Genomic DNA, 13,079 nt, shown 5'->3' with positions numbered 1-13,079 from the left:
AAACTCTGAGTTTAAACAAAATATTCCGAATCTAGAATACGGGCAAGAGACCGTCCTTCAAAGCAAAGGCTTTTCCGGACTAGATCCACTAGACAATGACTAAGCGACCAGTCGCAAAGTCATTGTAAGCTACGAGGATCTTCTTCAATCTTGCTAGTATTCTAGATTCGGAATATTTTTTTGTTGTTTCATACTAAAAGTCATTGGTAACGATGACCAGGCCATACCAGCCATTAAGTTTTTGTATTTTCTTAACTATATTTTAACCGATTGGGTATCGTCTTCCGCTTATTCAGATAAGCTCCAGACTTACTTTAGGCCTCACTTCCCCCAAAGCCAGAGGCTTCAAGGGACTGATGTGAGTAAAGTATGCTGATCTGCTGGGTTGAATAGCCCTGACAGAGCTAAGGATGATAGAATATTTTTGTGAAGAAAAGTTAAGTGCAAATTAAACCAATCCGAACCTAGTCTTGATGAAGAGTTAGGTTCGGATTTTTAAATACATTTGTTTACTTCATTCTAGAGATCAGGTGTTAAACAAGCTACTATATTTATGAAGTTCTTATAAAATATTGAGTGATTTCTATTTGGAGTCGTGAAGTCAATCATTGATTCAATCATTGATTGATGATTATCTCGCTCGGGCTGCAATTTTTCGCTGTCCTTGCCAAAGGAGGTAGAAGAGCAAAGCTGAGAGCAGGGCCGCTATCGGCATTAAGTAGATTGAACGTTGGAAGCCCCAGTGGTCAGTGGTCCAACCTACCGCTTGATTGTAAATCATCGAACCTAAAGAATTAAAGGTCAGTATCTGCCCGGTAATCTTAGCAATATCATGGTGGAAAATTTCTGATATGAGGACGACAGCGGTCGGAAAGACAATAGAATAGCATAGGCCTGCCAAGCTAATCAGATAATAAGCCGGGCCACCAATCATTAAGCCAAGAATCACGCAACTAGCTCCACTCACGCAAGCGATAATTAAACTAGGAAAAGCGCCTAGCCGGTCCACCAATGGTCCGCCAAAGAAACGGCCTAAGGCTAAAGCCAGAAAGAAAAGGGAAATATATTGTCCAGCTTGACTTTCGGCCATATTCTGAGTCACATGCAGATAATCGACCAACCAATTGCCTAAACCTATTTCAGCGAAAATATACAAGCCCATGGCCAGGGTCAGTAAATAAAAGCGTGGATCACGATAAGGATGAGAACTTAGCTGAGGGTCATCCAATTCGGGTAAGGCCACTTGAGGATATTGAGCCTTGCGACTGGCCAGCGATAAGATGATTAGAGGGAGAGCTAGACTGATGAAAATCTGTGGGTAGTGAAATCCCTGGCCTAAGGCCAAGGCAGCAAAACTTTGGCCCAAGGTTGCTCCTAATCCATACATGAAGTGCAGACGGTTGACCGTTTTACTTTTGGATTCTATAGCTAAGAGGGGGATGGCACTATTTAGAATCACACCATTTAATGCCAGGCCGATATTAAGTAAGACCATGCCAATAATAAAGAACAGAAAGTCTGGTGCCCAGGCCATTTCCAGGCAAGAAATGAGCATAAGCCATAGGGCGAGTATTTCAATCCGGCGCTGACCCCAGCGATTGACAAGATTACCGGCGAAGAAAGTAGCCATAATATAGGCAACACTGGCACTCGTAAGCATGTAAGAAATATCAGTCGCACTGAGCCAGAATCTAGCCCGCAGTTGGGGAATAATAATCCCCTTGATATTCTCGGTGACCGAGGCCAAGAACATAACACAAAATAGTGTCATCATTGTTTTTCGTCGTTGACTGATTGGCATGGCTGATTCTCCTTCAATTTGCTTAATCTGTCCTATTGTAGCACGTTCTCAGTGAAGTGACGAGTCCACTTTCAACTTAGCAAATTATTAATCTGTTTTTATTTATCCGTCAAAGCCTCATATTGGTCATCGTATCCATAATCATTTTTGTTCAACCCTCCACATTGATTTATTATGTTGACATTTCTTGGCAGAAAAGTTAGGCTTGTTTCTTGTCAAGATTGCCTCTTGATTGAGGATATTATAGAAGAACTTGACCAGACTTATTGAGACATTTTACTGTATTCTTATTGATTTTATGCTATGATATCTGTTGGTGTAAAAAAGAAACTAAAGGGAGGACCTCCATGATAAATGTATCCAACATCAGCTTACAATTTTCAGATCGCAAGCTTTTTGATGATGTAAATATCACCTTCTCGCCTGGAAATTGTTACGGTGTCATTGGCGCTAATGGGGCAGGGAAATCAACTTTTCTAAAAATTTTATCCGGTGATGTGACACCGACAACGGGAACCGTCACGATGGATCCAAATGAACGCCTCGCTGTATTGAGCCAGGATCACTATGGTTTTGAAGATTCAAAAGTCTTAGAGACAGTCATGATGGGACATAAAGAATTATATAATGTCATGAAAGAGAAGGATGCCATTTATCTTAAAGAGGATTTCTCCGAAGAAGATGGGCTACGTGCCGGTGAATTAGAAGCTAAATTCGCTGAAATGGGGGGCTGGGAAGCTGAAGCTGAGGCCTCAGATATGCTACAAGGTTTAGGAATTCCGACTTCCATGCATGATCAATATATGCGTGAATTAGGTGAAGCAGACAAGATCAAGGTCCTATTAGCTCAGGCTCTATTCGGTAAGCCCGATAATCTTCTGCTAGATGAGCCGACCAATGGGTTGGATGCACGGGCGGTATCTTGGTTGAGTGACTTTATCTTGAACTTCCCCAATACCGTGATTGTAGTTTCTCACGACCGCCATTTCCTAAATACAGTATGTACCCATATGGCTGACGTTGATTTTGGTAAAATCAAACTCTTTGTCGGTAACTATGATTTTTGGTTACAATCCAGTCAACTGGCTGCGAAGATGGCTGCCGATCAAAATGCGAAGAAAGAAGAAAAGATTAAAGAATTACAAGCCTTTATTGCTCGATTCTCGGCCAATGCTTCGAAATCTAAACAAGCAACTTCGAGAAAGAAATTATTAGACAAGATTACTTTAGACGATATTCAACCTTCTTCCCGACGTTACCCATATGTTGGCTTTGAACCCGAGCGCGAGATAGGTAATGACCTTTTGCGTGTTGAAGGTCTGTCCAAGACCATCGACGGGGTTAAACTATTCGATAATTTAACCTTTACCTTACAGAGAACAGATAAGGTAGCCTTTCTAAGTCGCAATGATTTAGCCATGTCTGCGTTGTTTGATATCTTAATGGGGCGGATGGAAGCGGATCAGGGTAGTTTCGAGTGGGGGGTTACGACCAAACAAACCTACTTACCTCGTAATGCTAGCGATGAATTTGGCGACAGTTCTTTATCGATTGTCGATTGGTTAGCCCAATTCGCTAGTAAAGAGGAACAGGATCAAACTTTCTTGCGGTCCTTCTTGGGACGCATGCTCTTCTCAGGGGATGATGTCAAGAAGTCCGTTCAGGTTCTCTCTGGGGGCGAGAAGGTCCGGACCATTCTTTCCAAGATGATGTTATCTAAGGCTAATGTTTTAATTTTAGATCAACCAACCAATCACTTAGATTTGGAGTCGATTACTTCATTGAACGAAGGGCTGATTAAATTCAAAGGTGCCATCCTCATGGCTTCACACGACTATGAAGTTCTGAATACGACCTGTAATCGGGTCATTGAATTAACCCCTAAAGGAGCCTTCGATCACATTAATACTAAGTACGAAGATTATGTTAATAATCCAGAAATTCAAGACAGACTTAACCAATTATATGAAGGTTAAGGATGATTTAAAGGAGTTTTATAAATAATGGAACTATTCGATTATGAGAACGTCCAACTGATTCCCAACAAATGTATTGTTCATTCGCGGTCTGAATGTGATACCCGCGTTAAATTTGGTCCACGGACATTCAAAATTCCGGTGGTGCCAGCCAACATGCAAACAGTGATTAATGAAGAATTAGCGGTCTGGTTTGCTGAGAATGACTATTTCTACATTATGCATCGCTTTGATGAAGCAGCGCGCAAACCATTTATCCAAAAGATGCACGACAAGGGTCTATTTGCCTCCATCTCAATTGGGATTAAACCCCATGAATTTGATTTCGTTCGTGAACTGGCCGATGAGAAGATTATCCCCGAATATATCACCATCGATGTGGCCCACGGTCATTCTGAAGATGTGATGGATATGATTCGCTTCATTAAAGAATATCTGCCAGAAAGTTTCCTGATTGCAGGAAATGTGGCTACGCCAGAAGCCGTGCGCGACTTAGAATATGCCGGAGCCGATGCCACTAAGGTGGGGGTTGGCCCAGGTCGCGTATGTATTACCAAGTTAAAGACCGGCTTTGGTACAGCGGGTTGGCAATTGGCTGCCATTAGAAATTGTGCTAAATCAGCAAGTAAGCCAATTATCTGTGATGGGGGGATCCGTCAACATGGGGACATTGCTAAGTCCATTCGTTTTGGCGCTACGATGGTCATGATTGGTTCTCTGCTGGCTGCCCATATTGAAAGTCCAGGGAGCTCTCGTGAAGTGGACGGACAACTCTTTAAAGAATACTTTGGTTCAGCTTCCGAATATCAAAAAGGAACCCGCAAGAACGTTGAAGGTAAGATTGAGTTAATTCCAACACGAGGTCATCTAGCTGATACCTTGATTGAGATGCAACAAGACTTACAATCATCAATTTCCTATGCTGGTGGGAATAAATTGGCTGATTTACGCAAAGTAGATTATGTCATCGTCCGTAATTCAATCTTCAATGGGGATTATTAAGCATTAAAACTAATATTTCGAGTGGAGTTTGGTCGTTAGACTAAGCTCTGCTCGTTTTTTTGTCGAAATCATAATGATTTAGGTTTTTCCCTATCTAGCTAAAGTAAATAAGACCTAAGTTCAAGCAATGATTGCTCGATCCTAGGTCTTATTTATTTGGGATGAATCTCAATTAGCGGAAACGACGAAGAATCCGATCAAACCAAGATTTCTTTTCTTGTTTTTTCTCTTGGGTTTTATTAAGTTCGGCTTGCATTTGGTTAGCGTATTCCATCATCTTATCGTGACTATTTAGCTGAACTTTAGTCCGATCTGGACGGATGTATTCGCCTGTCATCTGTAATTCGCGAGCCTTCATAGTATCATTCAATTGAGCATCAAGAATTTCAATGATTTGTCGTTTAATCTTCTCGTCGAGAATTGGGAATTCGATTTCGACCCGGTTCACCATGTTTCGAGTCATCATATCCGCTGAGGACAAGAACAAGTGACCTTCATTATTCCGGTTAAAGTAATAGATCCGCGGATGTTCAAGGAAGCGGCCGACAATACTGCGGACTTGAATATTTTCGGAGATGCCTGGAATCCCTGGCTTCAAGCAACAAATTCCCCGTACAATCAGTTCGACTTTCACCCCGGCTTGACTGGCTTGATAGAGTTTCTTAATTAATGGTTTATCGGTTAGTGAGTTCATCTTAGCAACAATGCGACCGTTCTGATAAGCTTTATGGAAGTCAATTTCTTCTTCGATAAAGTCCATCAATGAATCACGAATGGCGAAAGGACTCACATGTAAATGGGTATAATGAGGTCTGTCGGTATAACCACTCAGATAATTAAAGAATTTAGTAGCATCGTCACCAATTTGCGGATTGGCGGTGAAGACGCCCATATCGGTATAGATTTTGGCCGTCTTGTCATTATAATTCCCAGTTCCTAAGTGGACATAACGACGAATTTGGTTGCCTTCCTTGCGGATTACCATGGTAATTTTGCTGTGGGTCTTTAATTCAGAGACGCCATAGAGAACGTGACAGCCTGCTTCTTCCAATTCCCGTGCCCAATAGACGTTATTAGATTCATCAAAACGAGCCTTTAATTCGACCAAGACGGTAACTTCTTTACCATTGTCAGCTGCTTTCTTTAAGGCAGCAATAATTGGCGAATTTTTGGATACGCGATACAAGGTTTGTTTAATAGATACCGTTTGAGGATCTTCGGCAGCATGTTGGACGAAAGAAACCACCGGATCGAATGACATATAAGGTGGATGAATAAAGACATCATGCTTGGCAATTTCTTGATAAAGTTTCTCACCAAGATGATTCGGATTCAGATAAGGGGTAAACGGCGGATAAAGTTCTTCTGGATGGTCTTCGCCAATCAGATCATGCAGACCAAAGAGGAAGGTTAAATCGAGCGGCCCATTAATCAGATACATGGCCCGATCTTCGACTTCCAGTGTTTCTTTCAGATAATTACCAGCGACTTTGCGTTCTTCTGGTAGATAACTAGTATCAATCTCAATGCGGATAGCTCGACCATTCTTCCGTTGTTTAATATAATCTTCAATCAGAATTAATAAGTCGGCTGCATCGTCTTCAATAATATCGAAATCAGCATTTCGGGTAATACGGAAAGGATAGGCATAATTAATAGTCATGCCATCGAAGAGCACATCAAGGAAATGAATAATCAAATCTTCAATCAATACGACGGTCTTGGTTGATCCAATCTGGAAGACTTTATAATGACCTAATAAAGCTGGAATGGGCACAATTGCATAACGATCCGTTGTCTTAATATTGCCTTTCTTACTCGTCCGTGATTCGGTCAAGTTCACCAGAATATTAATCACCTTGTTATTTAAATGAGGGAATGGCCGGTAAGCATCGACTCCTAAAGGTGAAAGGGTGGGTTGGACGAAGTTCTTAAAGTAAAGGGTTGCTTCAGCCATCTCATCTGCTGTCAGTTGTTTCATAGATTTGATTTCATAACCTAAGGGAATGATTTTCTCCTTGAGTTCATGATATCGTTCGTATTGAATGCGGACGTTCTCGTGATTTTTCTCAGAGATGGCGCTGAGTAGTTGGTCAGGGGACATCATGGTCTTAGTTTCTGCTAATTCTATGCCGGCGGCTAATTGGTCATAAACTCCAGCGACACGCACCATGAAGAATTCGTCCAAGTTGGAGCTAGCGATCGCTAAGAAATTCAATTGTTCCAGAATCGGATTTTCTGGATCTAAGGCCTCTTCAATCACACGATAATTAAAGTCTAACCAGGAAAGTTCACGATTAAAATAAAGACTAGGATCTTCAAAAGCTTCTTCCAAAGACTGATTAAGGTTAGGTTCTTCGATTTGTTCGGTTAAATTATCCGCGTTCATGCTGATACTCCTTTATTTTTATTATGGTTGTTGTTGAATAAAATTAAGAGCGACCTGGGCATTGAGACTACGTTCAATATGCTTCTTGTGACGTTGGGTTCGGTACTGTTCTGCTAAGACTGGACGATCATGATAGATCTTAAGTTCAAGTTGGTCATCCTTAATCCGTTCAAGTTTCAGTTGATTAATTGGGTTGGTCTTCGAATCATTTAAGGCAGCAGCGAATTTAATTAAGCCCCCCATGGCAATCATTAGATCAACTTCTTCTAGACTTAACCAATCAGCGAAATCTTCTAAGAATTGCATGAGTAAAGAACGGTTCTTATAACTAGCTAAGAGAGCAAGACGTAAGCGACGTTTATGGGTAAATCCGAGCAGATTCATATTGGAAATTAAGTAGAAAGTGTGGTGAGAATCGGCTTCACTACTAATGAAAGCTCCGACTCGATAGAGATAAGCTGCGAATTCTAATTCGACATGTTGTTCATAATCGTATTCAAAGATACCTAGACGACAAGCTTGTAGATAGAGATTAATGGTAAAATCAACCCTTAAGTAGGCGCCGAAATCATTCATCGGCAGATTGCGCATCAGTTGTTGGACCGTGCGTACGCGAATCTGTTGATTATCGAGTGGCATATTGTAGGTGGTATTAATATGGTAAAGGATAATCCCCTCTCGGATCCCTTGACTTGAAATTAACATTTCAGGGGCTTTGATGACATTCATTGACTCGAGGAAAGCCAGATTAGCTGGAACGATGATATCGACCCGGTCATTAGAGAGTCCATCGATATCAGAAAGATTCTCTGCTTCGGTCTCCAGGAATAAATTCAAAGTGGTTAATAAGTTGTCGTTGGTCATTGGATAGCCATGAAGACCGGCCATCGGGTAAGCCGTCATCCGCTGGTGGACATTGGCCACGTTCCGGGCTGAACCTCCGATAGCAATCAGAGGTAACTTACTTTTCTTTAACCAAGGAAGACTCTTGAAAGCATCTTTTAAGAAGGCGCTGGTCTTATCAATGGCTTTACGGTCATTGTGACTTTTGCCGTTAAAGAAGCGATCTTTCAGGCTAACGGTCCCGAAGGGGAAACTATGGTAAGCAACCATCTCTTTATCTTTAAAGAGCGTCACTTCGGTACTCGCCCCGCCCATATCAATGGTAATCGCATCGTGGACATTCATAGTATAGTTTACTGCGTATTGACCATATTCAGCTTCTTGTTGTTCACTTAACAGTTCAACCTGGATGCCGGTGGCTTGATCAATCGCTGCAAGAATTTCTTTTTGGTTGCTGGATTGACGAATGGCTGCGGTAGCCATGGCTTTGACCGTATCCACTTGGAAACGGCGCATCACTTGTTTAAAGCTATTCAAGGTCATAATAACCCGGTCAATGCCAGCTTGGTCGAGAATCGTCTGGCCTTTTTTCTCATGGAGGAATTCGGCCAAACGGGCTGGTGTTTTTACATTGTGGAGTTCTTCAATATCAAAGTAACGGTTGATTCCGTAAATTACCAGACGGATGGTATTGGAACCTATATCAATAATAGCGAGTCTTTCTGTGTGCATGGCATCCCTTTCTAAGACTGGTTAATATAATCAGCTAAGACATCAATGAGTGCTTGGCTGGAACCAACAATTTGCCCTTTTTGTTTGATGAGTCCTACCGTATAAAGATTAATATAGGAGAATTGGGACTCGGCAAGTTCTTTCAGGGCAGCAATCTTCTGCGGATGTTCAGCACCTTGTTGACGAGAGTCTGTATACAATCCAATAATTGGAATACCTGCTTGGAAGGCAATTCCAATCTCTGAGGCCACGCCAGGATCGATCACTAAGCCATCTAAGACAGCAATCACTAAGTCACTATCTAAGACCGCTTGGGTATCAGCTTGGGCAATCATGACAGAATCAGCATAGGCTTGTTTATCGTTAATCGATTCAACTTCTTGCGGTAGGTGAACCTGAAGTTGAGGATAATGTTGTAAAATTAAATCTTTAACATATCGGTTATAAGCCAATTCACCTTCACTAAATAAGGGACTGGCAAAATAGATTTTAGTCATAGGGCACTCCTTCATCACTAATCTACTTGTATTATAACCATTGGCTCCTAGGGACTCAACACCTAAGCGAGCAATTGCCAAAGGATTCAGCCGAATATCCGCCTTCTTGCTCAGCAGACATTATCCTCATACATATAAAAAAGAATCCCCATTCTAAGCTAAATCACACCGTTATCGAGTGCGACTTGTAGATTGCTTTATTGAAAAAATTATCAATTGAGCAATCTTTGCCACTAGAACAAGGATTCATTTTATTAAAATTATGATCTTTTGTTGAAAGGCCGTCTTTGGCCCTTCAATACCATTAGAGAAAATATTAATTGGACTCAGGCTTTGAGCGACCTAGTAGATTCACTTAGGCCCGGCGTAATCTTAGCGCATTGAGGACAACCGATACTGAGGATAGACTCATGGCTGCGGCGGCGACCATTGGATTTAACAGATGACCCCCAAAAGCATAGAAGAAGCCCATCGCCAATGGAATACCGATAATATTATAGATAAACGCCCAAAAGAGGTTTTGTTTGACATTGCGAATAGTAGCTTGACTCAAGTTAAAAGTTTCAACAATATCGGCGAGATCACTATGAACCAGAATCACATCAGCGGCTTCCACCGCAATATCGGCGCCAGAACCAATAGCGAGACCAATGTCGGCTTGAACCAGGGCTGGAGAGTCGTTGATTCCATCACCAACCATTAGCACTTTTTTGCCTTGAGCTTGTAAGTCTTTCACAACGTTTGCCTTATCGGCAGGGAGAACATTTGCAATGACTCGATCGAGGTGAAGTTGTTGACCAATCGCTTCGGCCGTTTGTTGATTATCCCCCGTTAACATCACTAATTCTAAATGGCGATCTTGCAAATCTTGAATGGCAGCCAGTGAAGTTTCTTTGATTTGATCACCCAAATTAAGGCTGGCTACAAATTTTTCTGCTAAAGCCACATAAATTGTGGTTAATCCTTGCTGGCTCGCTTCATTGGCTTGGTCTAAGTAGCTTTGCGGAATGGTGGCATGTTGAGCAATATAATCCTGCTTACCAATGTAGATTACATTGTGTTTAACTTCAGCTTGAATACCTTGACCTGTTTCGGCTTGGAAATGATCGATCTCACTTAAGTCAAGTTCTTGATCATGGGCGAATTGGACAATAGCTTGGGCCAATGGATGTTCTGACTGATTCTCCGCGGAAGCAATCCAGGTTAAGATTTCTGTTTCCTGGTCTTGATATTCTGGGACAATGTGGAAAGCTTGTACTTTTGGTTTACCTTGGGTGATGGTTCCCGTCTTATCAAGCAGGATGACATCAGCTTGCTGAATCTGTTCGAGGGCCTGTCCGCTCTTAATAAGGATGCCTTTATTGGCTGCATTGCCAATACCTACCATCATGGCGGTCGGTGTCGCTAGGCCTAGGGCACAGGGACAGGCGATAATGAGGACACTAATCAGAATATTGAGTGCGAAATTCAGCGATTGGCCCCCTAGGAAATACCAGTAACCCGCCGCTAAGACAGCCAGAGTCATGACAATGGGAACGAAATAAGCCGAAATTGTATCAGCGAGACGAGCGATAGGGGCCTTAGTGGATTGGGCATCTTGAACTAAGCGAATAATCTGCGCCAGGGTGGTATCTTGACCGACACGCGTCACTTCAAATTGGAAAGAACCAGATTGGTTGAAAGAGCCACCAGTAACTTTGTCATCTGTTTGTTTTTCAACGGGTAAACTTTCGCCTGTTAACATCGATTCGTCGACGCTACTTTGCCCTTGGACAATGCGACCATCGAGCGGGATTCTTTCGCCAGGTTTCACTAAGACTCGGTCCCCTACCTTAAGTTTTTCAGTGGGGACATCAACGATGTCTTGGGGACCTTTTACTAGATGGGCAGTCTGTGGACTCAAGTCCATCAGCGATTCAATCGCTTGACTGGTCTTATGCTTGGCCCGATTTTCTAGATAGTTACCTAAGCCGATTAAGACCAGAATCATGCCAGCAGATTCAAAATATAAGACGGGATGTTCTGACTGAGCTGAGTCATTCAGCCACAGGCCAACCGTGGTAAATAAGCCTTGTAAGTAGGCAGCCAATGTACCTAAGGCCACTAGCGAATCCATATTAGGGTGGCCTTTAAATAAAGCTTTGAGTCCCATCGTGAACGTTTGCCGGGCCATAAACATAATGCCAGTCGTCAATATGGCTTGAACGAGGGCATAGGTTTTTGGCGAGTGCATCGGATCAATAAAAGCTGGCAAGCTCAAACCAAGCATGGGACCCATGGCAATCAGGACAAGCGGGATGAGTAAAAGGGTCATCCAGATGAGTTTGTGTTTTTCTTGATCTTGTTGGACTAATTTACGTTGGCGTTTTTTTTGATAGGATTGAACATTATCTTCTTGTAATTGAGCCTGATAACCGGCATCGGCGACGGTGTCGACCACTCGTTGAGATTGGGCTTGATTTTTCCAATGAACGCTTAAAGTTTCATTGGCCAGATTGACTTGAGCTTGATCGACTTCATCCAGCTGGTTGACAGCTTTTTCGATGGTTTGGGCGCAGGAAGCGCAATGCATTCCTTCTATATTATAGTGTTGGATTTGAGTAGCTGTTTGATCCTGATCTTGTTGAGCTTGAGGGAGAATTAGTTGATAACCTAGATTATCAACAACGTCTTGTAAATCCTTGGCTTGAATACGATGGGGATCAAAGCTGACCCAGGCTTCCTCACTTAATAGATTTACGGAAGCCTCTTCAACACCTGCTTGTTTCTTTAGACCTCTTTCAATCGTTTGGGCACAGGAAGCGCAGTGCATTCCTTCAACATCAAAACGAATTTTTTCCATCAGAGTCACTTCCTTTCTATGTAACATCGAGCTAGTGGGCGTGAGCATGATGACAACGACATTGGCCAGGTGGGCACTGACATCGAATGCTTTCAGGTGCCTTGGTGGCTTTAGCTTCTAAAAAACGAATCAATTCTTGGCAATGGACTTTACTCAGTTCTGTTTGTTTAAGTAAATGAAGGAGTAAACCTTGCCGATCACAGGCGCAGACTTGCTCATACTCTTCGTCAATTCGGGACCAAGTCGCTTCTTCGGCAGAAATCTTAGCAGAGATCAAGTAAGGCCGTTGACTGGTATCTTGTTCGATAAATTCTTTCTGCAATAAACGATGAATCAAAGATTTAATCGTGCCTTCTTTCCAATCTTTTACTTGACTGGCGATATCAATAATTTCTCGACTGGAAACCGGACTTTGAGCCCAGATAATGCGCATAATTTCTAGCTCGGCCATCGAAATTTCGGTTGCTGGATGCATTTTCATCACCTCCAAAATAAATTATTTATTAGATTTAAAATTTAAATTTACAAGTGTAAACTCTATGGTTAGTTTACAACTGTAATCGAACAAAGTCAATAAGCATGATTTAGGATAAATTTTCCTATATACAATACTAAATTCTTTTTTGTAATGTCAGTAATATATTATTAAATGAATCAGTCAAGTTGGGATAAAGTCCATATAATTGTGTAAAAGACAAAAGGCCATGTAGCAGCCCTTTTTACGGTACAATGTTTTTAACCACAAAAACATACCCATGAGGACTTTACATGACCCAAGTACATTTTACACTGAACAGCGAAGAGGTTCAAAACATTATTGAACGATCAGTTAATGATGATGTTTCTAAAAAGATTTTAACTACTGTTTTCAACCAATTGATGGAAAATCAACGAACAGAATATATTCAAGCCGATGCGTATGAACGTTCAAAAAGTCGGCAAAGTCAAAGAAACGGCTATTATGAGCGAGAATTTACTACTCGGGTAGGAACACTGG

General features: G+C 41.9%; 9 protein-coding genes. 3 read left to right on the top strand and 6 right to left on the bottom strand.

Translation table 11 applies throughout. The features are described 5' to 3' along the window. Nucleotides 1-631 precede the first annotated feature (631 nt). Nucleotides 632-1,801 (bottom strand): MFS transporter, encoded by a 1,170-nt coding sequence (locus BMX34_RS04930; RefSeq protein ID WP_092571430.1) that lies wholly within the window; start codon nt 1,799-1,801, stop codon nt 632-634. A gap of 347 nt (nt 1,802-2,148) precedes the next feature. On the opposite strand from BMX34_RS04930, the gene BMX34_RS04925 reads away from it, so the two are divergent. After that, on the top strand, nt 2,149-3,777 hold the full coding sequence (locus BMX34_RS04925; RefSeq protein WP_092571428.1) for an ABC-F family ATP-binding cassette domain-containing protein: 1,629 nt from the start codon (nt 2,149-2,151) through the stop codon (nt 3,775-3,777). A gap of 27 nt (nt 3,778-3,804) precedes the next feature. After that, entirely contained in the window at nt 3,805-4,779 is a 975-nt protein-coding gene (locus tag BMX34_RS04920; protein WP_092571426.1) for a GMP reductase, read from the top strand. Between the two features lie 172 nt (nt 4,780-4,951). On the opposite strand, the gene BMX34_RS04915 is transcribed toward BMX34_RS04920, so the two are convergent. The 5 genes from BMX34_RS04915 to BMX34_RS04895 form a co-directional block, all read right to left on the bottom strand. Further along, nucleotides 4,952-7,168, bottom strand: coding sequence for an RNA degradosome polyphosphate kinase (locus BMX34_RS04915; protein ID WP_092571424.1), 2,217 nt, complete (start codon nt 7,166-7,168; stop codon nt 4,952-4,954). A 21-nt stretch (nt 7,169-7,189) separates the two neighbouring features. Continuing rightward, a complete protein-coding gene (locus tag BMX34_RS04910) occupies nt 7,190-8,743 on the bottom strand; it encodes a Ppx/GppA family phosphatase (RefSeq protein ID WP_092571422.1) in 1,554 nt (517 codons plus the stop codon). Between the two features lie 11 nt (nt 8,744-8,754). Further along, a complete protein-coding gene (locus BMX34_RS04905; RefSeq protein ID WP_092571420.1) occupies nt 8,755-9,240 on the bottom strand; it encodes a nucleoside 2-deoxyribosyltransferase in 486 nt (161 codons plus the stop codon). Nucleotides 9,241-9,595: 355 nt separating this feature from the next. Beyond that, nucleotides 9,596-12,082 carry a heavy metal translocating P-type ATPase gene (locus BMX34_RS04900; protein ID WP_092571418.1) on the bottom strand — a complete coding sequence of 829 codons (2,487 nt, stop codon included), beginning with the start codon at nt 12,080-12,082 and terminating at the stop codon, nt 9,596-9,598. A gap of 31 nt (nt 12,083-12,113) precedes the next feature. After that, nucleotides 12,114-12,563 (bottom strand): BlaI/MecI/CopY family transcriptional regulator, encoded by a 450-nt coding sequence (locus BMX34_RS04895; RefSeq protein WP_092571415.1) that lies wholly within the window; start codon nt 12,561-12,563, stop codon nt 12,114-12,116. A 287-nt stretch (nt 12,564-12,850) separates the two neighbouring features. Between BMX34_RS04895 and BMX34_RS04890 the strand changes: the two genes are divergently transcribed. Further along, the coding region (locus tag BMX34_RS04890; RefSeq protein ID WP_200793406.1) for a transposase at nt 12,851-13,079 on the top strand (229 nt) is incomplete at its 3' end.

The sequence above is a fragment of the Ignavigranum ruoffiae genome, from assembly GCF_900110675.1.
Taxonomy (GTDB): Bacteria; Bacillota; Bacilli; order Lactobacillales; family Aerococcaceae; genus Ignavigranum; species Ignavigranum ruoffiae.
The sequence above is the reverse complement of the archived record's forward strand: the minus strand, read 5'-3'. Positions and strand labels throughout refer to the sequence as shown.

What these genes read in the sequence shown, in the direction of transcription:
- BMX34_RS04920 (WP_092571426.1), top strand. Translation starts at nt 3,805, where the DNA reads ATGGAACTATTCGATTATGAGAACGTCCAACTGATTCCCAACAAATGT.
- BMX34_RS04895 (WP_092571415.1), bottom strand. Translation starts at nt 12,563, where the DNA reads ATGAAAATGCATCCAGCAACCGAAATTTCGATGGCCGAGCTAGAAATT.
- BMX34_RS04925 (WP_092571428.1), top strand. Translation starts at nt 2,149, where the DNA reads ATGATAAATGTATCCAACATCAGCTTACAATTTTCAGATCGCAAGCTT.
- BMX34_RS04930 (WP_092571430.1), bottom strand. Translation starts at nt 1,801, where the DNA reads ATGCCAATCAGTCAACGACGAAAAACAATGATGACACTATTTTGTGTT.
- BMX34_RS04910 (WP_092571422.1), bottom strand. Translation starts at nt 8,743, where the DNA reads ATGCACACAGAAAGACTCGCTATTATTGATATAGGTTCCAATACCATC.
- BMX34_RS04915 (WP_092571424.1), bottom strand. Translation starts at nt 7,168, where the DNA reads ATGAACGCGGATAATTTAACCGAACAAATCGAAGAACCTAACCTTAAT.
- BMX34_RS04900 (WP_092571418.1), bottom strand. Translation starts at nt 12,082, where the DNA reads ATGGAAAAAATTCGTTTTGATGTTGAAGGAATGCACTGCGCTTCCTGT.
- BMX34_RS04905 (WP_092571420.1), bottom strand. Translation starts at nt 9,240, where the DNA reads ATGACTAAAATCTATTTTGCCAGTCCCTTATTTAGTGAAGGTGAATTG.